This window comes from Saccharothrix syringae (assembly GCF_009498035.1).
Taxonomy (GTDB): Bacteria; Actinomycetota; Actinomycetes; order Mycobacteriales; family Pseudonocardiaceae; genus Actinosynnema; species Actinosynnema syringae.
Genome location: NZ_CP034550.1, coordinates 10,085,540 through 10,106,213 on the forward strand (window position 1 = coordinate 10,085,540; position 20,674 = coordinate 10,106,213).

Annotated in this window: 22 protein-coding genes; 10 read left to right on the forward strand and 12 right to left on the reverse strand. The window is 73.3% G+C overall.

Going from position 1 to position 20,674, the window contains the following annotated elements; translation table 11 throughout:
• Nucleotides 1-247 precede the first annotated feature (247 nt).
• A complete protein-coding gene (locus tag EKG83_RS42600) occupies nucleotides 248-688 on the forward strand; it encodes an Imm1 family immunity protein (protein WP_033429099.1) in 441 nt (146 codons plus the stop codon).
• Here EKG83_RS42600 and EKG83_RS42605 read toward each other — a convergent pair whose 3' ends face one another.
• Nucleotides 689-1,432, reverse strand: a complete 744-nt coding sequence (locus EKG83_RS42605; protein ID WP_033429098.1) for a hypothetical protein — start codon at nucleotides 1,430-1,432, stop codon at nucleotides 689-691. It abuts the gene before it with no gap.
• Between the two features lie 61 nt (nucleotides 1,433-1,493).
• Between EKG83_RS42605 and EKG83_RS42610 the strand changes: the two genes are divergently transcribed.
• Entirely contained in the window at nucleotides 1,494-1,850 is a 357-nt protein-coding gene (locus tag EKG83_RS42610; RefSeq protein ID WP_033429097.1) for an SdpI family protein, read from the forward strand.
• A gap of 566 nt (nucleotides 1,851-2,416) precedes the next feature.
• Here EKG83_RS42610 and rfbD read toward each other — a convergent pair.
• Together rfbD and rfbB are read right to left on the reverse strand one after the other, a co-directional pair.
• Complete coding sequence (rfbD, locus tag EKG83_RS42615; RefSeq protein ID WP_033429096.1) at nucleotides 2,417-3,310, reverse strand: dTDP-4-dehydrorhamnose reductase; 894 nt, start codon at nucleotides 3,308-3,310, stop codon at nucleotides 2,417-2,419.
• Nucleotides 3,310-4,302, reverse strand: a complete 993-nt coding sequence (rfbB, locus tag EKG83_RS42620) for a dTDP-glucose 4,6-dehydratase (protein WP_033429095.1) — start codon at nucleotides 4,300-4,302, stop codon at nucleotides 3,310-3,312. The genes rfbD and rfbB overlap by 1 nt, the downstream gene beginning before the upstream one ends.
• Nucleotides 4,303-4,493: 191 nt before the next feature.
• Here rfbB and EKG83_RS42625 point away from each other — a divergent pair, with 191 nt between their 5' ends.
• From EKG83_RS42625 to EKG83_RS42635, 3 genes are all read left to right on the forward strand, one after another.
• On the forward strand, nucleotides 4,494-6,002 hold the full coding sequence (locus tag EKG83_RS42625) for an LCP family protein (RefSeq protein WP_228122416.1): 1,509 nt from the start codon (nucleotides 4,494-4,496) through the stop codon (nucleotides 6,000-6,002).
• An 89-nt stretch (nucleotides 6,003-6,091) separates the two neighbouring features.
• Nucleotides 6,092-7,276 carry an LCP family protein gene (locus EKG83_RS42630; RefSeq protein WP_033429094.1) on the forward strand — a complete coding sequence of 395 codons (1,185 nt, stop codon included), beginning with the start codon at nucleotides 6,092-6,094 and terminating at the stop codon, nucleotides 7,274-7,276.
• A 23-nt stretch (nucleotides 7,277-7,299) separates the two neighbouring features.
• Nucleotides 7,300-7,995, forward strand: coding sequence for a TIGR03089 family protein (locus tag EKG83_RS42635; protein ID WP_033429093.1), 696 nt, complete (start codon nucleotides 7,300-7,302; stop codon nucleotides 7,993-7,995).
• Here EKG83_RS42635 and EKG83_RS42640 read toward each other — a convergent pair.
• Nucleotides 7,992-8,393 (reverse strand): DoxX family protein, encoded by a 402-nt coding sequence (locus EKG83_RS42640; protein ID WP_033429092.1) that lies wholly within the window; start codon nucleotides 8,391-8,393, stop codon nucleotides 7,992-7,994. The genes EKG83_RS42635 and EKG83_RS42640 overlap by 4 nt on opposite strands.
• A gap of 130 nt (nucleotides 8,394-8,523) precedes the next feature.
• Here EKG83_RS42640 and EKG83_RS42645 point away from each other — a divergent pair, with 130 nt between their 5' ends.
• Together EKG83_RS42645 and EKG83_RS42650 are read left to right on the forward strand one after the other, a co-directional pair.
• A complete protein-coding gene (locus EKG83_RS42645) occupies nucleotides 8,524-8,859 on the forward strand; it encodes an ArsR/SmtB family transcription factor (RefSeq protein ID WP_033429091.1) in 336 nt (111 codons plus the stop codon).
• Nucleotides 8,852-9,328 (forward strand): SRPBCC family protein, encoded by a 477-nt coding sequence (locus EKG83_RS42650; protein WP_033429090.1) that lies wholly within the window; start codon nucleotides 8,852-8,854, stop codon nucleotides 9,326-9,328. Before EKG83_RS42645 ends, EKG83_RS42650 begins: the two co-directional genes overlap by 8 nt.
• Before the next feature lie 5 nt (nucleotides 9,329-9,333).
• Here EKG83_RS42650 and EKG83_RS42655 read toward each other — a convergent pair whose 3' ends face one another.
• Nucleotides 9,334-10,116, reverse strand: a complete 783-nt coding sequence (locus EKG83_RS42655) for a hypothetical protein (RefSeq protein WP_033429089.1) — start codon at nucleotides 10,114-10,116, stop codon at nucleotides 9,334-9,336.
• A gap of 137 nt (nucleotides 10,117-10,253) precedes the next feature.
• Here EKG83_RS42655 and EKG83_RS42660 point away from each other — a divergent pair, with 137 nt between their 5' ends.
• Nucleotides 10,254-11,126 (forward strand): TRADD-N-associated membrane domain-containing protein, encoded by an 873-nt coding sequence (locus EKG83_RS42660; protein ID WP_153278779.1) that lies wholly within the window; start codon nucleotides 10,254-10,256, stop codon nucleotides 11,124-11,126.
• 101 nt (nucleotides 11,127-11,227) lie between these two features.
• Here the strand turns inward: EKG83_RS42660 and EKG83_RS42665 are convergent, their stop codons facing one another.
• The 6 genes from EKG83_RS42665 to EKG83_RS42690 all read right to left on the reverse strand — a co-directional run bounded on the left by EKG83_RS42665 (nucleotide 11,228) and on the right by EKG83_RS42690 (nucleotide 16,475).
• Entirely contained in the window at nucleotides 11,228-12,391 is a 1,164-nt protein-coding gene (locus EKG83_RS42665) for an acyl-CoA dehydrogenase (protein WP_033429087.1), read from the reverse strand.
• A gap of 38 nt (nucleotides 12,392-12,429) precedes the next feature.
• Entirely contained in the window at nucleotides 12,430-12,954 is a 525-nt protein-coding gene (purE, locus tag EKG83_RS42670) for a 5-(carboxyamino)imidazole ribonucleotide mutase (protein WP_265590307.1), read from the reverse strand.
• Nucleotides 12,951-14,144, reverse strand: a complete 1,194-nt coding sequence (locus EKG83_RS42675; protein WP_033429086.1) for a 5-(carboxyamino)imidazole ribonucleotide synthase — start codon at nucleotides 14,142-14,144, stop codon at nucleotides 12,951-12,953. Before EKG83_RS42675 ends, purE begins: the two co-directional genes overlap by 4 nt.
• Before the next feature lie 80 nt (nucleotides 14,145-14,224).
• Nucleotides 14,225-15,220: an ABC transporter permease gene (locus tag EKG83_RS42680; protein WP_033429085.1), complete on the reverse strand. Its 996-nt coding sequence runs from the start codon at nucleotides 15,218-15,220 to the stop codon at nucleotides 14,225-14,227.
• Complete coding sequence (locus EKG83_RS42685; protein WP_051764929.1) at nucleotides 15,217-16,089, reverse strand: ABC transporter ATP-binding protein; 873 nt, start codon at nucleotides 16,087-16,089, stop codon at nucleotides 15,217-15,219. Before EKG83_RS42685 ends, EKG83_RS42680 begins: the two co-directional genes overlap by 4 nt.
• Entirely contained in the window at nucleotides 16,086-16,475 is a 390-nt protein-coding gene (locus EKG83_RS42690) for a GntR family transcriptional regulator (protein ID WP_033429084.1), read from the reverse strand. Before EKG83_RS42690 ends, EKG83_RS42685 begins: the two co-directional genes overlap by 4 nt.
• 249 nt (nucleotides 16,476-16,724) lie before the next feature.
• Here EKG83_RS42690 and EKG83_RS42695 point away from each other — a divergent pair, with 249 nt between their 5' ends.
• Complete coding sequence (locus EKG83_RS42695) at nucleotides 16,725-17,204, forward strand: ricin-type beta-trefoil lectin domain protein (RefSeq protein ID WP_033429083.1); 480 nt, start codon at nucleotides 16,725-16,727, stop codon at nucleotides 17,202-17,204.
• A 167-nt stretch (nucleotides 17,205-17,371) separates the two neighbouring features.
• On the opposite strand, the gene EKG83_RS42700 is transcribed toward EKG83_RS42695, so the two are convergent.
• On the reverse strand, nucleotides 17,372-18,166 hold the full coding sequence (locus tag EKG83_RS42700; protein WP_228122417.1) for a GGDEF domain-containing protein: 795 nt from the start codon (nucleotides 18,164-18,166) through the stop codon (nucleotides 17,372-17,374).
• A 193-nt stretch (nucleotides 18,167-18,359) separates the two neighbouring features.
• Here EKG83_RS42700 and EKG83_RS42705 point away from each other — a divergent pair, with 193 nt between their 5' ends.
• A complete protein-coding gene (locus tag EKG83_RS42705) occupies nucleotides 18,360-20,663 on the forward strand; it encodes a sigma-70 family RNA polymerase sigma factor (protein WP_063741265.1) in 2,304 nt (767 codons plus the stop codon).
• Nucleotides 20,664-20,674: the final 11 nt, after the last annotated feature.

Genomic DNA, 20,674 nt, shown 5'->3' on the forward strand with positions numbered 1-20,674 from the left:
TCGGGCGCCTTCGTCAACATGCTCCACGACACCTGCCGCGACCCGGTCACGGCACACACACGACGCAGGAACCGCTGGCGCTCGCTGTCGGGGCGGGACGCGGTAGCACCTGTCGAGGGCTCGGGCATGCGGCACAGGATCGCGTATTCACATCACGCGAAACCAGCCCCGCCTGTCACTCGTACCCCAACGGCCCAACAGGCCCCTCGGGTGGTCACGCACCGCGTCCACTGGGATGATGCCCCCCATGAGCTTCACGGCCGTGTGGCCGATCTCCGACCCCCGCGACTCCGACGCCGCCGACAGCCTGACCGCAGGCGGGCCGGAGGACGTGGAAGCCCTGGTGAACCGCCTGGCTGAGCCGGGTGCGGGCGCAGCGGTGCTGGAACACCTCGACCGGGAGACCATGACCGACACCGAGGGCCTGCTGGGCGCGCCGGGTGCCACCCGGATGCCGGACCACGACGTGGTGGTGGCCGTCCGCGACGGCTACGGATACCTGGTGTACACCGACGTCGAGCACGACACCGCGACCCTGGAGGGCGCACCCGAGTCCCCTGGGTACCACTCCGAGTACGTTGAATATCCGGATGGCTCGGGCGTGCCGGTCGAGGTGCTGACCGCCGCGCTGAAGGACTTCCTGGCCACCGCGCAGCGCCCCACCTGCGTGGAGTGGCGGGAGATCTGATCACACCGGGTGACGCACCCAGACGTTCGGTTCCACGTAGACCGCCGCGTTCCGCGCCACCGACGCGACCACCGGCGCCAGCGCGCCCGGCACCACCACCTCCCCGTCCCGGTCGAACGGCAGCCCGGTCCACGCCCGCCACCGCTCCAGCGGCGCCTGCACGGTCGACGAGCACCACGCCACCCCCTCGACCCGTCCCCCGGCCCGGACGTGCGTGCGCAGCCACCGGTCCGCGGGCAGGCCGTCGGACCGCACCCGCGCCGCGTAGTCGGACATGGGCACCAGGGGCTCCGCCGCCTTGTCCGGCGGCCTCAGCGGCACCAGCAGCGACGCCAGGCCGGCCGCCCGCACCGCCGCCCGCAGCGCGTCCAGCACCACCGCCGACAGGCCACGCCCGGCGCACCCCGGGTCCACCGCGATCTCCAGCGCGCACGCGGTGTCGCAGGCGACCCCGTCGAGCGCGTCCTCGGCCGCCCACACGGCCGCCTCGTCCCAGCCCGCCGGGAGGCCCGGTGGACCGCCCCGCGCCGACGAGTACGGCACCGCGATCCCCCGCCCGACCGGCCGCCCGCCCTCCAGCAGCGCCACCACCAGGTGCGGCCACCGCCGGACCACCCGCGCACCCCGCACCAGCAGAGACGCCAGGTTCCCGGCCATGAACGCGGGCGAGCCCGGCGGGTAGGGGATCGCGTAGGTCGCCGAGGCCAGGTCGGGCCGCTCGGCGAGCGTCACCACGTCGTCCACCGGGCACCCCGTTCCTGCTACACATGGAATGACCACATGATCCCGGCCAAGGGGGTTGACCATGGGATCGCAAGCACCGGCGTGGGTCACCGCCCTCCTCTTCGCCGCCCAGGTGCTGCTGGCGGCGTGCCTGTTCACGATGGCCCACCTCGGCGCCCGCGGGAAGCTGCCGCGCAACCCCTTCTTCGGCCTGCGCACCGGCCGGGCGCAGGCCGGTGACGACGTCTGGCGGCACGTCCACCGCCGAGCGGCGCCCCTCGCGTACGCCGCGGTCGCCGCGGTGCTCGTCGGGCTGGTCGCCATGGCCCTGGCCGACGGCGCGGGCCTCCTGGTCGCCCTGCTGGTCACCGACGCGGCCGTGGGCGTGCTGCTCGTCCTGGCCACCTGGCGCGGCCACCGCGACCTGCCCACCGGCTGACCCCGCTCACGACACCGGCGCGGGCCGGTCGACCAGCAGGAAGTTCGCCCGCGACGACAGCACCCCCGGGTCCGGCACCCGCCCCGGCTCCACTCCCGTCCGGTACCGGTCCGGGGACAGCCGCACCAGGCTCTCCGCGCACTCGTCGGCGTGCTCGCGGAACAGGGGCGCGAACGCCTCGGCCGGCGAGTCGGGGTTCCACTCCGGCGGCGCCGCGGCCGTGGCCCGGGTTGGCCACCGGGTGGCCGAACCGGACGCCGTGCGGGCCGAAGTTCCCGCCCAGCGACTTGGGCACCACCGCGTTGGGCCGGACGGTCGCCTCGAACGCCACCGACGGGGTGCGCTCGACCTCCACGAAGCCGATGAACGACCCGTCCACCACGACCGGGTCGGGGTCGGCCGGCTCGTCGGGGAACCGCACCACCTCCCGGCGCGGCAGGGAGCCGCCGTCGGGGTTGCACGGCCACCCGCGAGCCGCGCGCCCGGATGAACCCCGGGTACGCGTCGACGTCGGGGGCGAACCCGTCGGCCCCCGGGCGCTCAAGCCCTCGGAGCGCTCCGGGACCTCAGGGCACCGCCCGTGCCGCCACCGCCGCGGACAGCGCTTCCCGCCAGTGCCGCAGCGGCGCCAGGCCGGCCTCCTCCCACGCCTTGCCCGACAGCACCGAGTACGCGGGCCGCCGCGCGGGCCGCGGGAACTCGTCCGTGGTGCACGGCCGCACCCGCGCCGGGTCCAGGCCCAGCTCGGCGAACACCGCCCGCGCGAACCCGCACCAGGTGACCTCGCCGCCGTTGGTGGCGTGCAGCACCCGGCACGGCGTGGCGCCCCGGGCGACCAGCGACGCCAGCGAGACCAGCCCGCGCGCCAGGTCCAGCGACCACGTCGGCGAACCGAGCTGGTCGTCCACAACGGACAGCGTGTCGCGCTCGGATGCCAAGCGCGCCATGGTCTTGACGAAGTTCGGGCCGTGCTCGCCGTAGAGCCACGCGGTGCGCACCACCCACGCCCGGTCCCACGCCGCGAGCACCCGCTGCTCGCCCGCGAGCTTCGTGCGCCCGTACGCCGACTGCGGCCCGGTCTCGTCGTCCGGCTCGTACGGCCGGGTGCCGTCGCCCGGGAAGACGTAGTCGGTGGACACGTGCAGCAGCGGCACGCCGTGCTCGGCGCACCGCCGCGCCAGCCGCTCGGGCCCGGCCGCGTTCACCTCGAACGCACGGGCCTCGTCGGTCTCCGCCGCGTCCACGGCGGTGTAGGCCGCCGCGTTCACGACCACCGGCCGCAGGCCGCTGTCGCGGGCGTTGGCCGCGAAGGCCGCCACCGCGTCCGCCACCGCGCCCTCGTCGGTCAGGTCCAGCTCCGCCGACGACGGCGCGTGCACCAGCCCGTCGGCGGGCGCCGCGGCCACCAGGTCCCGCCCGAGCTGGCCGCGGCCGCCGGGCACCAGGAGCGCGAGCGCCATCAGCCGGTCAGCGCCGCGCGCTGCTTGAGCGGTTCCCACCACGCCCGGTTCTCCCGGTACCACCGCACGGTGGCGGCCAGGCCCTCGGCGAAGTCGACCCGCGGCGCGTAGCCCAGCTCGGTGCTGATCTTGGTGATGTCCACCGAGTAGCGGCGGTCGTGGCCCTTGCGGTCCTCGACCGGCTCGACGAACGAGTCCCAGTCGCGGCCGGTGGCCTCCAGCAGCCGCGCGGTCAGCTCGCGGTTGGTCAGCTCGGTGCCGCCGCCGATGTTGTAGATCTCACCGCCGCGGCCGCCTTCGAGCACGAGCTGGATGCCGCGGCAGTGGTCGTCCACGTGCAGCCAGTCGCGGACGTTGAGGCCGTCGCCGTAGAGCGGCACCTTCCGCCCGTCCACGAGGTTGGTCACGAACAGCGGGATGACCTTCTCCGGGAACTGGTACGGCCCGTAGTTGTTCGAGCACCGCGTGACGCACACCGGCAGGCCGTGGGTGCGGTGGAACGCCCTGGCCAGCAGGTCGGAAGAAGCCTTGGACGCCGAGTACGGCGAGTTGGGCTCCAGCACGTGGTCCTCGGTCCAGGAGCCCTCGGCGATCGAGCCGTACACCTCGTCGGTGGACACGTGCACGAACTTCGCCACGCCCGCCTCCAGGGCGGCCTGGAGCAGGACCTGGGTGCCGAGCACGTTGGTCAGCACGAAGTCGGCCGACCCGGTGATCGACCGGTCCACATGCGACTCGGCCGCGAAGTGCACGACCACGTCCACCCCGCGCATCACGCCCACGACCAGCTCGCGGTCGCAGATGTCGCCCCGGACGAAGGTCAGCCGGGGGCTGTCGGCGACCGGGGCCAGGTTCGCCTCGTTGCCCGCGTAGGTGAGCTTGTCCAGCACCACCACCTCGGCGTCGGCGTAGGCCGGGTACGAGCCGCCCACCAACTCCCGCACGTAGTGCGAGCCGATGAACCCGGCCCCACCCGTTACCAGCACGCGCATGCTCGATGCCTCCTCATGGCGGTCCCGCGGTCCAAGTCTGTCACGGTTGATAACCGTGCAACCCACCTCGTTGTTACAGCGTCTCCCGTATATAGGGGAAAGTGGGGTGCGGCTCACCGCCCGCCATTAACCTTGACCAGGGGCGGGACCAGCAGGGGGAGGCGGGTGCAGTGGACGTGCGTCCACCCGAGGTGACCGGCAGATCGACGACCCTGCGTGTCCTCCTGGCCACGGGGCGCTCCCTGCTCGCGCTCGTGTCGGCCGCTGTGCTCGCCGTCACGTGGTACGGCTGGTACCACCTCGGCGACATCAACGAGGGCATGACCACCACGGACGTCATCCCGTCGTCGGTCGGCGAGTCCGGTCAGGGCGTGGCGCGCAAGCCGCTCGACGGCGCGGTGGACATCCTGCTGGTCGGCGTCGACAGCCGCACCGACGCGCAGGGCAACCCGCTGTCGGAGGAGGTGCTGGCGCTGCTCAACGGCGGTGTGGCGGACGGCACGCTGAACACCGACACGATGATCCTGGTGCACATCCCCCAGGACGGCACCCGCGCGGTGGCCGTGTCGTTCCCGCGCGACTCGTACGTGGAGATCGCCGACGGCTTCGGCAAGCACAAGCTCAACTCGGCGATGGCGCGGCAGCGCAACCAGACCGCGCAGGACCTGCGCGAGCAGGGCGTGACCGACGAGGCGCGCATCGAGCGGGAGTCGATGCAGGCCGGCCGCCGCACGCTGATCAAGACCGTCGAGGGCCTGACCGGCGGCTCGGTCACCATCGACCGGTACGCCGAGGTCAACCTGGCCAGCTTCTACGAGGTGACCACCGCCATCGGCGGCGTCGAGGTGTGCCTGAACAACGCCACCAGCGACCGGGACTCGGGCGCGGACTTCCAGGCGGGCAGGCAGACCATCGCCGGCGCGCAGGCGCTGTCGTTCGTGCGGCAGCGCGGCGGCCTGCCCGGCGGCGACCTCGACCGGATCGTGCGGCAGCAGGTGTTCATCGGCGCGCTGGCCCGGCAGGTGCTGTCCACCGGCACGCTCACCGACTTCGAGAAGCTGAACCGGCTGGTCACGGCGGTGAAGAAGTCCGTGGTGCTCGACCAGGGGTGGAACATCACCGAGTTCGCCGAGCAGATGCGGGGGCTGGTGTCGGGCAACATCCAGTTCCGCACGATCCCGGTGGGCGACCCGACGGACACCTACGGCGACGGCAACGTGCTGCCGGTCGACCCGGTGCGGGTGCGGCAGTTCATCAAGGGCCTGGCCGGCGACTCGACGGCCAGGACCACCACCACGACCACCACCGGGCCGCCGAACTCGGCGATCACCGTGCACGTCCACAACTCGGCCGGGGTCGCCCGGCTGGCCACCACGGTGCTCGACGACCTGGTGGCGAGGGGCTTCCGGCGCGGCGAGGCGCAGACCGGCACCTACGCCGAGACCACGTCCGTGCGGTACGCGCCGGGCGAGCGGGCGGCGGCCGACCGGGTGGTCGACGCCCTGGGCGGTAACGCCGAGGCGGTCGAGGACGACACCGTGGCACGGGGGGAGGTGCGGGTGTACGTCGGGGCGGACTTCTCCCCGCCGGGCGACCGGTCCGAACCGGCCGCCGCCGGGCTGGGCAAGCCGGAGCCGGTGACCACGACGACCTCTTCCGCCCCTCCGATCACCGCCGACGGCGTGGTCTGCGTCAACTAGCACCGCGCCGCGGCCGGTGCGCCCGGGCGTCCGACCGGCCGAAGGTGGTTAGCCTGATCGGACAGTTCGGGAGTCGGGGAGGAACGCCGGTGAAGGCCGCGTTGATCATCGGGCGCACGCTGCTGGCGTTGGCGTCCGCGGCCGTGCTGGTGCTGTCGGGGTACGGCTGGGCCACCCTGCAACGGGTCCAGGAGAGCGTGAACAAGACCGACGTGCTGACCGTGCTCCAGGACGTGCCCAACGCGCCGCCGGTCGAGGACGGCGCGACCGACGTCCTGCTGGTGGGCAGCGACAGCCGCACCGACGCCCAGGGCAGGCCGCTGCCCGGCGACGTGCTGCGGCGGCTGCGCACCGAGGCGACCGACACGCTCAACACCGACACCGTGATCGTGCTGCGGGTGCCCGAGAACGGCGGCCAGGCGCACGCGGTGTCCATCCCGCGCGACACGTGGGTGAGCGTGCCGCAGTACGGCGACGAGAAGATCAACGGCGCGTACGGGCTGACCAAGCTGCGCACCATGGAGCGGCTGGCCGCGGAGGGCGTGCCGCTGGAGGAGCGGTCCCGGCGGGGCGACCAGGCCGGGCGGATGGCGCTGGTGCAGGTCGTGCAGGACCTGACCGGGGTCCGGGTGGACCACTACGCCGAGGTCAACCTCTACGGGTTCTACCTGCTCACGCAGGTCATCGGCGGGGTGGACGTGTGCCTGAAGGCCCCCACGTCCGACCCGGACTCGGGCGCGAACTTCCCCGCGGGCGTGCAGACCATCTCCGGCGGCGACGCGCTGTCGTTCGTGCGGCAGCGCAAGGGCATCCCCAACGGGGACCTGGGCCGGATCACGCGGCAGCAGGTGTTCATGTCCTCGGCGATGTCGAAGCTGCTGTCGGCGGGCACGCTGGCCGACCCGGCGCGGCTGTCCGGGCTGCTGGACGCGGTGAACAAGTCGATCGTGGTGGACGAGGGGTTCGACCTGGTCACGTTCGCCGGGCAGGCGCAGGGCCTGGCGGGCGGCAACGTGGAGTTCGCCACCATCCCGGTGACCGGGGTGGGCGTGCGCAACGAGCGCGGGCAGAGCGTGGTGACCGTGGACCCCGCGCAGGTGAAGGCGTTCGTGGCGCAGGTGCTGGGCGAGAAGACGACCACGCGGGCGCCGGCGCCGACGACGGCGGTCACGACGACGGCGGTCACGACCACTCAGGGCTTCGCGGGTGGGCGGCTGGTGGCGCTGGACGGGCGGGCGCGGGCGGTGCTCCAGGGCCCGCCGTGCGTGGACTAGGGGCTTCCTGGCATCGTGGGCGCATGAGCGTCACGGATGCCCTGTTCGCGCCCCTGTTCGCGGCGAACCCCGGCCGTCCCCTGATCACCCACTACGACGACGCCGCGGGCACGCGGGTGGAGCTGTCGCGGGCGACCGTGCGGAACTGGGCCGCCAAGACCGCGAACTGGCTGCGCGACGAGCACGACGTGGAGCCGGGCGACGAGGTGGCGGTGCTGCTGCCCGCGCACTGGCAGACGGCCGGCGTGCTGCTCGGGGCGTGGTGGTGCGGCGCGGTGGTGACGGACGACCCGGCGGGCGCGAAGGTGGCGCTCGTACCGCCCGGCGGGACCGCGCCCGGCGCCGCGGTGACCGCGGTGGTGTCGCTGCACCCGATGGGCCTGGGCACCGGCGCCCCGGTGGACTACAACGACGACGTCCGGCTGCACGGCGACGACTTCGCGCCGTGGGAGCCGGTGCCCGGTTCGACGCCCGCGCTGCTGAAGTCCACTGTGGATGAAGTGGTCGCGGAGGCGCACCGCCGGGCGGAGACCCTGGGCATCACGGCGAGTTCGCGCGTGCTGTCCACTGTGGAGTGGTCCCTGCCGGACGGCCTGCTCGGCGGTTTCCTCGCCGTGCTGGCGGGCGGCGGTTCGCTGGTGCAGTGCAGCAACGCCGCACCGGACCTGCTCCCCGCGCGCCGCGCCGCCGAGCAGACCACCCTGGACCTCGTCGGCTAGGCGGGTTGCCGGTCCCTGGCCACCAGGCGGGTGACCGTGAGGGAGCCGGGGTTGAACCCCACCGCCACCGCGGCGGTGGCGAGCACGAGCACCAGCTCGTAGCCGCCCTGGCCCAGCAGGCCGTTGGGCAGGTGCACCAGGAACAGCGCGCCGAGCATGGCGAACGCGAGCAGCGCGCCCACCACCGGCGTGGCCACGCCGAGGACCAGCAGCGCGCCGCCGACCAGCTCGACGATCGCGGTGAACCAGGCGGACAGCGCCGGCAGCGGCACGCCCATGCCCGCGAAGGCGCTCGCGGTGCCGTCCATCCCCCACTCGGTGAACTTCTGCCAGCCGTGGGCGATGAACACCGCGCCCAGCCCGAGCCTGCCGACGAGCGCGGCCACGTCCTTGATCATGTACGACTCCCCTTCGTGTTCGTCCGCTGACAAGCTATATGAATTTTCAACCACCTGGTCGGCCTTGACAGGGAGTCGACAGCACGGTTGTCTAACCAAGTAGTTAGATAACCACTCGGTTAGGTACAACATGGCGGACGACCCCCTGAGCATCACCTTCGCGGCGCTGGCCGACCCGACCAGGCGCGCGATCCTGGCGCGGCTGGCCGAGGGGCCGGCGACCGTGAAGGAGCTGTCCGAGCCGTTCCCGATGAGCGGCCCGGCGATCTCCAAGCACCTGAAGGTGCTGGAGCGGGCGGGCCTGATCAGCCGGGGCCGCGACGCCCAGTGGCGGCCGTGCGCGCTCGACGCGACGCCGCTGCGCGAGGTGTCCGAGTGGGCCGACGGCTACCGCCGCTTCTGGGACGCGAGCTACCGGCGCCTGGACGCGTACCTCGAACGCATGAAGGAGCAGACCGATGAGTGACACCGTCACGTGGACCACCCCGTCGGAGGTCGAGGTGGCCATGACCAGGACGTTCAACGCGCCGCAGGCCCTGGTCTTCGACGCCTTCACCAGGCCCGAGCACGTCGTGCACTGGATGCTGGGCCCCGAGGGGTGGACCATGCCGGTCTGCGAGATCGACCTCCGCGAGGGCGGCGCGTGGCACATGGTGTGGCGCCGGGAGGACGGCCGGGAGATGGCGATGAGCGGGAAGTACCTGGAGGTGGCGCCGCACTCCCGGACGGTGCAGACCGAGTCGTGGGGGCCCGGGTGGCCGGAGACCGTGAACACGACCGAGTTCACCGCTTCGGGTGAGCGGACCACGGTGGTGCACACCGTGCGGTTCCCGTCGCGGGAGGCGCGGGACCGGGCCTTGGAGACCGGCATGCGCGACGGTGCGACGGCGAGCTACGAGCGGCTGGCGGAGTACCTGGTGGCGGTGGTGGCCTGAGGCGGTCAGTTGCCGCGGGCGCCCGTCCCGGCCCTCCCCGGCAACGCCGGGACGGCGCCGAACCAGGTCGACCAGGCCCCGGACCGCACCCCGAGCAGGCGGGCCACGTGCCTGCGGACGCCGGGCGACCAGCCCCGCCACCCGGCCGCGACGAGCCGGTCGCCGAGTTCGGGGTTGATCCAGCGCCGCGCCTTCACCTCCAGCTCCGAACCGCATTTCACCCACTCGACCGGCGCACCCGTCGACTCGTAGGTGACCTCGCGCCCGTGCGTGGTGGTCTTCGAGGCGGCGAAGTCACCGCAGTAGCGGGTCGCCGCGCCGACCCGCCACAGCTGCATCGTGCCGTGCCCGCCCGTGCCGCCCCGGTCGGTCGCCCAGTAGAGGCAGTCGACCGTGGAGTCGTCGTGGAGCAGTCCCTCGAACCGCCACCGGCGGTGGAAGTCCGCCTTGTAGACGCGCCACATCCGACCGCCGAACGTGGCACCCCGCCGGTGGCGGACGCGGATCAGCTCGATCGACCAGGGGGTGTCGGTCGAGTCGTCGAGCTCCCACACCGAGATCTCGCCCTGGACGGTGTTGACCAGCTCGCCCGGCGTCCGCGCCGAGGACTCCACATCCGACAACCTCGCCGACTGCACCGACTCCCGCCGGGGCGGGTAGGTGATCTGCCACCACCAGCCGGACAGCGGCTCGCCGCGTCCGCGCGACCACCGCACCACCGCTGTCGCCAACGCCCACAACGCGGTCGCCACCACGCTCGACAGGACACCGGCCCAGAACAGTTCCATCGGTCCACCTCGCCGTGGGGCAGTCGCCTCGTCGCGATATACCCATCGCTCCGCGCGCCCCGAACATCACCCACACGACCGGATTCGACAGTAAGATCATTCGATCGCCAGTGCGCCGGCCGACGAACGAGACCCAGGTGAGTGATCCTCAGAATATCGACCAAGGCCCGATCCCGGACAACTTGACACCCAAAAGTGACACCGCGCATGCTTTGCCACCTCGGATTCCACAGTGGATGCAGATCGGCTTGTTCACCGCAGGCACGACACTCATGGGCGCCGGGTCTTTCGCGATACTCTTCAAAAGCAGTTTATCCCCGACATCAGGGCTGACCGTCCTGTTCGCGGGGGCAACTCTCGTCCTGGCGCTGACGGAACGCGCTCGCAGGGGCCTCCTCGACAATTATGCGGAGCAGATCAGGGAGCGCGTCGAACGCGAGTCGACGAGCATGCAATTCAACGTTCAGCCAGGCGGCTTGGTTCAGGTCAATTCCTCCGACCAGGACTTTGCCACGATCCGCAACTCGGATTCCCTGGAGAAGCAGGAGGCCATCCTCAGGGAGATCTACACTCAAGGACTGGCCCAGGCCAGGGTGAGCTTCCGGGTGAGCATCGTTTTCGCATCCATCGGGGCGTCGTTCCTGCTGCTCGGCATCGGCCTGGCCATATTCCACGCCCGGACTGACGGGGCCCAGTACGCGAGCATCGTGGCCGGCGCGGCGGGGGTCGTGGTCAACCTGACCTCGAACGTGTTCTTCGTCCAGTCCAACCGCGCCAGGATGAACATGGCCGAACAGGGCACCCAACTGCGCGAAGAGAGCCAGGAGGACCGCCGGCTGAACGCCGCCCGCGAACTGACCAACGCGATAACCAACGACGACCTGAGGAACGAGGTCCGCGCGAAACTCGCGCTTCGCCTGCTGAATACCCCGGAACCCGCGAACGGCGCGAAGGAACAGACCGACGCCGAACCCGACGACCAGGGCAATGCCGACGCCCCGGCGAAGTAGCCGAAGCGGGCGCGAACCCGGAACCCGGCTCCGAGGACAACGGCCTGGAGGCGGCCCGATCGAAGACCAGGCACCTCCAGGCCGTGAAGAGAACCGCCGACTCAGCCGTTGAGCAGCGCCCGCGACATCACGACCCGCTGGATCTGGTTCGTCCCCTCGTAGATCTGCGTGATCTTGGCGTCCCGCATCATCCGCTCCACCGGGAAGTCCCGCGTGTACCCGGCCCCGCCGAACAGCTGCACCGCGTTCGTCGTCACCTCCATGGCCACGTCGGAGGCGAAGCACTTGGCCGCCGCGGTGATGAAGCCCAGGTTCGGCTCGCCCCGCTCCGCCTTCGCCGCCGCCACGTAGACCATGTGGCGGGCCGCCTCCACCTTCATCGCCATGTCGGCCAGCATGAACTGCACGCCCTGGAAGTCGGAGACCGACCTCCCGAACTGCCTGCGGTCCTTGGTGTAGGCGATGGCGGCCTCCAGCGCGCCCTGCGCGATGCCCACCGCCTGCGCGCCGATGGTCGGCCGGGTGTGGTCCAGCGTCTTCAGCGCGGTCTTCAGCCCCGTGCCGGGCTCGCCGATGATCCGGTCCGCCGGGATCGTGCAGTTCTCGAAGTGGATCTCGCGGGTCGGCGAGCCCTTGATGCCGAGCTTGCGCTCCTTCGACCCGACCACGAAGCCCGGGTCGTCCTTGTGCACCACGAACGCCGAGATGCCCTGCGACTTCTTCGGCGCGTCCGGGTCGGACACCGCCATCACCGTGTACCACGTGGACTCGCCCGCGTTGGTGATCCAGCACTTGGTGCCGTTGAGCACCCAGTGGTCGCCGTCGAGGCGGGCGCGGGTGCGCATGGACGCGGTGTCGGAACCGGCCTCGCGCTCGGACAGCGCGTAGGACGCCATGGCCTCGCCGGCCGCGATGGAGGGCAGCACCTGCCGCTTCAGCTCCTCCGACGCCGACAGCAGGATCGGCATGGTGCCCAGCTTGTTCACCGCCGGGATCAGCGAGGACGACGCGCAGACGCGCGCCACCTCCTCGATCACGATGCAGGTGGCCACCGAGTCGGCGCCCTGACCGTCGTACGCCTCCGGGACGTGCACGGCCGCGAAACCGGACTTGACCAGCGCGTTCAGCGCCTCGGACGGGAAGCGCTCCCGCTCGTCGACGTCGGCGGCGTGCGGCGCGATCTCCTTGTCGGCCAGCGATCGGACCGCCTCGCGCAGCGCCTCGTGCTCCTCGGCGAGCTGGTAGGTACCGAAGCTCGGGTCCACGTTAAGTTACCTCCCGGTAGGGCTCCTACCGGGAAATGTTAGCGCGCGTTCACGCCCTTGTCCGGTGTGCCATCGGCAACAACACCCCGCAGCGCCGCGTCCTTCTCCAGCACCAACTCCTCCAACGAGGACTGGAACGCCGCCATCCGCTCCCGCAGCGCCGGGTCCGACGCGGCCAGGATCCGCACCGCCAGCAACCCCGCGTTGCGGGCGCCGCCGACCGACACCGTGGCCACCGGCACACCGGCCGGCATCTGCACGATCGACAGCAGCGAGTCCATCCCGTCGAGGTACTTCAGCGGCACCGGCACGCCGATCACCGGCAGCACCGTCGCCGACGCCACCATGCCCGGCAGGTGCGCCGCGCCACCCGCGCCCGCGATGATCACCCGCAGCCCTCGGGACGCCGCCGACGCCGCGTAGTCCAGCATCCGCTGCGGCGTGCGGTGCGCGGAGTACACGCCGACCTCGCAGGTCACGCCGAACTCCGCCAGCGCCTCGGCGGCGGCACCCATCACCGGCCAGTCCGAGTCGCTGCCCATGATCACACCGACCTGCGTCACCGCTGTCCTCCGTGGATGTCGTAACCGTCCGACCACACGCCGTCGGACAGCCAGTGCGCGGCCAGCCGCGCCCGCTCCCGCACCTCGTCCATGTCCTCGCCCAGGAACGTCACGTGGCCGATCTTGCGCCCCGGCCGCTCCGCCTTGCCGTACAGGTGCACGTGCGCGTCGGGGAACCGGGCGAACAGGTGGTGCAGCCGCTCGTCCGGCCCCATCTCCGGCGGCGACGCGGCACCGAGCACGTTCGCCATCACCACGGCGGGCGCGACCAGGTCCGTCGCGCCGAGCGGGTAGTCCAGCACGGCCCGCAGGTGCTGCTCGAACTGCGAGGTCCGGGCACCCTCGATGGTCCAGTGGCCGGAGTTGTGCGGCCGCATCGCCAGCTCGTTGACCACCAACCCGTCGGCGGTCTCGAACAGCTCCACGGCCAGCAGCCCGACCACGCCCAGCTCTGCGGCGACCCGCAGCGCCAGCTCCTGCGCGGGCTCGGCGACGGCCTCCGCGCCGGGCGCGGGCGCCAGCACCTCCACGCAGATGCCCTCCTGCTGCACGGTCTGCACCAGCGGCCACGCCGCGCCCTGCCCGAACGGCGAGCGCGCGACCAGCGCGGCCAGCTCGCGGCGCATGGGCACGCACTGCTCGACCATCAGCGGCGTGCCCGCGCCCAGCAGCTCGGGCACCACGCGCTGCGCGCCCTGCGGCGTGTTCAGCATCCACACGCCCCGGCCGTCGTAGCCGCCGCGCTGCGCCTTGAGCACGCACGGCCAGCCGTGCTCCGCGCCGAACCGCAGCACGTCCGCGGTGTCCAGGACCTCGGCGAACGGCGGCACCGGCAGCCCCAGCGCGGCCAGCCGCCTGCGCATCACCAGCTTGTCCTGGGCGTGCACCAGCGCGTCCGGCCCGGGGTGCACCTTGACCCCGTCGGCGACCAGGGCGCGCAGGTGCTCCTGCGGCACGTGCTCGTGGTCGAACGTGACGACGTCGCAGGACTTGGCGAACCCGCGCAGGGCGTCGAGATCGGTGTGCCCGCCCAGCTCCACGTCGCGGGCGACGAGCGCGGCGGGGTCGGAGTCCGACTCGGCGAGCACCCGCAGCGACTGGCCGAGCGGGATGGCGGCCTGGTGCGTCATGCGGGCGAGCTGGCCGCCGCCGATCATGCCGACGGCGGGGAGGCGGGTTCGGGAGTCCACGGGTCGGTGATTCTACCTGCACAAACAGCGAGGTCCCGCACGCACCCGGCGGACGTGCGGGACCTCTCCGGCGAATCCCGTCACACCTGGTGCGCGCGCCCGACCCACCAGAACGCCAGCGCGAGCAGCCCGGCGGCGAGCGCGGTGAACACGCCCACCTCGATGAGCTGGAACGGCACCAGCCGGTCCAGCGGCTGGTAGTCGGTGTAGACGTCGGTGATCCCGTGCTCGACCATGCACCGCTGGAAGCTGCCCACCGGGCTGTCGCCGCACGGGCTGGTCACCAGGTCGACCTCGTTGCCGGCACCGTCGAGGTAGCCCATGTCGACCACCATCGCGTCCGGGGGCGGCCCCTGGAGCGCGCCGTCCCGGCCGGCGCGGAACGGCCGCACGTCGCGCAGCGGCGCCAGGTAGTACGGCCGCCACATGCTCGCCACGAGGCCGCGCACCAGGAAGAACCCGACCAGCGCGAGCCCCATCGACAGCACCGTGCGGCGGGTGACCGCGCCGAGCGCCAGCCCCAGCGCGAAGCCGAACGCGGCGTAGCCGACCTGCACCTGCGGCACGACCTCGAACACGTCGTAGTCGAACGGCCGGAACGGCGGGTCGCCCACCGCGTGGGCGTTCATGCTGTTCATCAGGGTCACCAGGGCCGCGCTGAAACCGGCGGTCAGCCCGATCGCGGGCACGCCGAGCAGCACGACCTGGCCGGTCAGCCAGCGCACCGGGGAGAGGTCCTGGCCCCACACCGTCAGGTGCGTGCGCTGCTCGTACTCGCGCGACAGCAGCGGCGCGGCCCAGAACACCGCGATCAGGGCACCGCCGAACGTCGGCAGGAACGTCAGCGCCTCGCTCGCCCCGGTGTAGGTGTAGCCGGGGAGCGGCAGCTCGTGCCGGACGTGCCCGCTGGCCTCGACGTGCCAGGTCATGACCAGGGCCACCGCCGCCAGCCCCACGACGGGGACGGCCGTGGCCAGGACGGTCCAGCGGTGCCGGCGCCAGGTCAGCCAGAGCAGGTCGCCCCAGCCCACCCGGGCCCGGGTCACCACCGGGGCGGCGGTCGCGGTGGCGGTCACGCGGCCGCCCCCTTCCGGGTGGCGGCGAGCTGCGCGAGCACGTAGTCCTCCAGGGTCACCGGCCGCTCGCGCCACGGCCCGGCCACGACCGGCCGGGGGTGGCCGTCGGGCAGCCGGACCAGGAACGTCGACTGGTTGCCCCGGTGCCGCGCCTCGACGACCTGCCCCAGCGCGGGCGGCACCTCCGAGCGCGGACCGGTGTAGCTGACGTGGTGGGCGAGCAGCTCGTCCAGGTCGCCGCCCGCCAGCAGCCTGCCGTGCGCGAGCAGCAGCAGGTGGTCGGCCACGCCGCCCAGCTCGGCCACCACGTGCGTGGACAGCACCACCGTCGTGCCGGTCTCGTCGACCTCGGCCAGCAGCTCGGCGGTGACCTCGCGGCGGGCCAGCGGGTCGAGGTTGGCCAGCGGCTCGTCGAGCATGAGCACGTCCGGCCGCGAGCCGACCGCCAGCGCGAACGCCACCTGCGCCTGCTGGCCGCCGGACAGCCGGCCGCACGCCCGGTCCAGCGGCACCTCGAAGCGGTCCAGCCAGCGGCGGGCGCGCGGCTCGTCCCACACGACGTTCAGGCGGGCGCCGAGGCGCAGCATGTCCGCGACGGTGAAGCGCCGGTAGACGGGCTTGTCCTGGGACACGAACGCCACCCGCCCCGCCACGCCCGCCTCGCCCTCGTCGGCGCGCAGCAGGCCCGCGAGGACCGTCATCAGCGTCGTCTTGCCCGCGCCGTTCGCGCCGACCAGCGCCGCCACCCGGCCGCGGGGCAGCTCGAAGGTGCACCCGCGCAGCGCCCACGCGTCCTTGTAGCGCTTGCCCAGCCCCCGCGCGCGCACCGCGACCGCGGTGGTGTCGACAGGTTCGACCACGGTCGTCATGCGACCGCCACCCCTTCCCCGTTGGCCAGCACCGAACGCACCAGGGCGTCGATGTCCTCGGTGTCCAACCCCGCCTCCCGCGCCTCGCGCACCCACCCGGCCAGCCGCGCCCGCAGGGCGGCCATCACCTCGGGGTCGGCCGACCCGAGCCCCGCCTTGACGAACGTCCCCGAGCCCTGCCGCGCCTCGACCAGGCCGGACAGCTCCAGCTCCCGGTACGCCTTGAGCACCGTGTTCGCGTTGACGCCGCTGCTCGCGACGACGTCGCGCACGGTCGGCAGCCGGTCGCCCGGGCCCAGCCAGCCCAGGCGCAGCGCCTCGCGCACCTGGCGCACGAGCTGCAGGTAGGCGGGGAGGCCGCTGGACCGGTCGATCCGGAACTCCACGGGGTCCCCCAAATTGTTCTACTCGACTAAGACAGTAGAATACACCGCCCGCCGCGCGGTCACCCCCCTGGGGCACCGCGCCTCGCACGGTGGGGTGCCGCCATCTCCCGCGTCCGTGACCGGCGCGCCGCCCACTTCGACCGGACCGTGTCATTCACCGCCACCATGGTCGTTTTCGGCGCTCGCGGGTTCTTTCCCGCCCCTTTACTCGTCGGTGCACGCGAACACCGACTCCCGAAGGACAAGCGAATGGCACTCGGACGAATCCTCGCCACCGTCGCCGCGGCCGCCTCGGCGCTGCTCGTCGCACCGACCTCCCACGCCGCCGGACCCGACGCGCAGCAGGACGAGTGGGTGATCGAGAGCCACACCACCCCGGGCGACGTGTGGGACCAGACCAACTGGGCGTGGGACCCCGATTACCCGGTCATCCCCCACCCGTACCACGGGGAGTACAACCAGAGGTGGTACATCTCCGACGACCACACCATCACGAGCAAGGCTTACGGGTGGTGCGTGACCTCGCTCGACGGCAAGCTGGCGGGCCGCCCCTGCGACGGCTCCGAGAGCCAGCAGTGGGTGGGCACGTCCTACGACGGCTACGAGACCTGGCTGTTCGAACTGGGGAGCACCGACCAGTGCGCCACGCACAACGGCGTCTACAAGGAGCTGGTCCTGGCGCCGTGTGAACCCGGGCGGTCCGACCAGCGCTGGATCATCCGCAAGTAACGCCGGGAGCGCGTCGGCCGGGCGCGTCCCGGCCGACGCGCCGACGCGCCGACGCGGCGGCGCGCGGCGGAACAGCGCGAGGGAACGGCCCGGCGCGACGGCGCGCGGGCACCGGGTCCTCGGCGCGGAGGGGTCGGCACCTCAGGTCAGCGCCCTGGGCGGAGGGGTCAGCGCCCTAACCCGGCGACCAGGGCGACCGCCCGGTCCCAGGTCTCCGGCAGCTCCTCCTGCCACACCCGGACCGGCCCGGTGGGCGCGACGTGCGGGTCCACCGCCAGCCGGTCGGCGGTGAGCAGGCGCAGGTTGGCCACGGCCCGGGCCAGGGTGGCGTCCCGCCGCAGCAGCACGCAGGCCGTGGCCGGGCCTATCGACGCGAGGGTCTGCCCCTCGTCGAACACCTCCCGCAACGCGTCCGCCAGCAGCGTCATCGCCACCACGCGCGACCAGCCCGTGACCCGGCTCAGGTCCAGCGCCGCCAGCACCAGCACGTAGCCGCGGGGGCCCTCCGCGTACACCTCGCGCAGCCGGGTCCGCAGGTAGGCGGAGGTGGCCAGGCCGGTCAGCGGGTTGTCCGCCGCGCAGTTCGCCGCCTGCCTGCTCATCACCTCGCCCCAGCCCAGGGCGGTGGCCCGGAGCATCCGCGCGGGCACGGCGTCCACGTCCGGCGAGACGACCCCGTCGGCCCCGGACGGGCCGGTGAGCACGGCGTGCAGCGCGGCCAGGTCCAGCAGCGTCTCGGCCAGCCCGGAGCCCGACTCCGCCCGCGCGCCGCCGAGCCGGTACAGCTCGCCGCTGGGGTCCGCGGTGCCCAGCACCGCGCGGCAGACGTCGTCGACCTCGCGCACGGGCCAGTCGGCCGGGAACGCCCACCCGGCGGCCATGGTCGCGGTCCGCCACCTCGACCGCAGGACCCGTGACCCGTCCGCGCCGAACCGCCGTGCCACCGCTACCCGAACACCCACCCGGATGCCTCCTCGACGTCGGTCTGACGAATACGGGACGTCGCGGGCGCTCATCCATGACGGCACTTCCAGGACACGATTGAGGGTCTACCCGTGACGGTGCGCGACCCGGTGCGACAGACTGTCGCCGCGCGAGGAGGGGAATCACGTGGCGACCGTTCCCGCTGAGGTCCAGGGACCGAGCGATGCGGAGTTGATCGACTCCGTCCGGGCCGGGGCGATCGACGCCTACGGGCAGCTCTACGAACGGCACGTGGGCGCCGCGTACAACCTGGCCCGCCAGCTCGCCCGGTCCTCCGCCGAGGCCGACGACCTGGTCTCCGAGGCTTTCGCCAAGGTGCTGGACACGCTGCGCGCCGGTCGCGGGCCGGACACGGCGTTCCGCGCCTACCTGCTCACCGCGCTGCGCCACACGGCCTACGACCGGACACGCCGGGAGCGCCGGGTCGAGCTGGCCGACGACGTCGCCGAGGTCGCGCCCGAGGCCACGGCCGTGCCGTTCGCCGACACCGCCGTGGCGGGCCTGGAGCGGTCGCTGGCCGCGCGGGCGTTCGCCCGGCTGCCCGAGCGCTGGCAGACCGTGCTCTGGCACACCGAGATCGAGGGCCAGTCGCCCGCCGAGGTCGCGCCGCTGCTGGGCCTGACCGCCAACGGCGTGTCCGCGCTGGCCTACCGGGCCCGGGAAGGGCTCAAGCAGGCGTACCTCCAGGTGCACCTGGCCGAGACGCAGGCCGAGCGGTGCCGCGCGACCGTGGACCGGCTGGGCGCGTGGACCCGCGGCGGCCTGTCCAAGCGGGAGACCGCCCAGGTCGAGACCCACCTGGACGAGTGCGCCGACTGCCGCGCGCTGGCCGCCGAGCTGGCCGACGTCAACGGCGCGCTGCGCGGGATCGTCGCGCCCATGGTGCTGGGCGCCGGCGCCACCGGCTACCTCGCCGCCGCCGCGGGCACCGCGAAGGCCGCCGCGGCCGGTGCCGCCGCCGCCGCGAGCGCGGGTTCGGCGTCGGCTTCGACGGGTTCCGGCGGCAACGTCCTCACCGCCGCGCCCCGCCAGCTGCTCGGCGCGGCGGCCTCGGCCGCGGCCCTGGTGATCGCGGTGGTGATCGGCCTGGCCGCGGGCGACGACGAGGACCCCGCCGCGCAGGTCGCGCCGCTGCCGACGACGACCGTGCGGGCGACCACCGCGCCGTCGCCGGACCTGTCGACGACGCAGGCGACCACGACCACCACGACCGAACCGACCACCACCACCGCGCCGACCACGACCACCGAACCGGCGACGACGACCGCGCCCACCACGACCACCGCCGAACCCACCACCGAGGCGCCCCCGGCCGCCCGACCGGAGCCGCGGCCGGAACCCGAGCCCGAACCGCGGCCCGAGCCCGAACCGACGCCGCCGAACCTGGTGCCGACCGTGCCCAGCGGGTTCCGGCTGACCCCCGGCGCCGACCCGGTCGAGATGCCGATCACGGTGCGCAACTCCGGCCAGACGGCCTCGGTGCCCGCGAGCGCCGCGCTCCTGCTGCCGCCCGGCGTGCGGTCCGTCGGCGCGCCGGCCTCGTTCGCGGGCGGCCGGCTCGCCCAGCTCGACGGCGCGGCCGGGCAGACCGTGACCTGCCCGGCGGGCACCGGCGCGGTGACCTGCGCCACCGCGCAGGGCATCGCGCCCGGCGGCACCGCCACGTTCCTGTTCCACCTCCAGGCCGACTGGGAGGCGGTGACCGGCCGCATCACCGGCACCATCACCGCGGGCACCGCCCTGAGCGTGGCCGTCGAGGTGGACGTCGAGGTCACGCCGGTCGAGGACGCCCTGGACCTGCGGGTGCGCCAGTGGCACCACGGCTTCTGGGACCCGCGGCTGGACGTCTCGGTCACCAACACCGGCGGCCGGGCGGGCGCGATGCGCCTGGTGGTCGAGTCCGACGAGCACGTCGCGCTGGTCGCGCTGTGGCCCGGGTGCCGCCGGTCGCAGCACCGCGTGGTGTGCGAGCAGCAGTTGGCGCGGGGCGCGACCTTCCGGGTGCCCGTGTGGGTGCTGGGCCTGCCGTGGCGGCACGGCGTGGTGCGGGTGAGCGCGACCCTGGGCACGGCCGCGAAGAGCCTGGAGGTGCCGCTCGAACCGCACCCCGGGCACGATGCCGAGCCGGAGCCGCCGGTCGGCACGCCGCCGACGCAGGCCCCCGCGCCGACCACGACCGCGAGGCCCGCCCCGGCGACGACCACGCCGCCCGGCACCACCACCCCGGCGCCGCCCACGCCGACCGGCACGCCCACCGGGCCGACCACCGGGCCGACCACCCCGCCCACCGAGCCCCGACCCACCTCGCGGACCGAACCGACCTCGGCCACGCCCGAACCGACCACCCCCGCGCCGGAGCCGGAGCCGACCCCCGAGCCGACCACCCCGGCACCCGAGCCGTGCGCGCCGCGGCCCCCGTGGCTGCCCCCGCTGCTGGGCGACCTGCTGCCGGGGCTGTGCCCACCCCCTTCGTGATCGACCGGGCG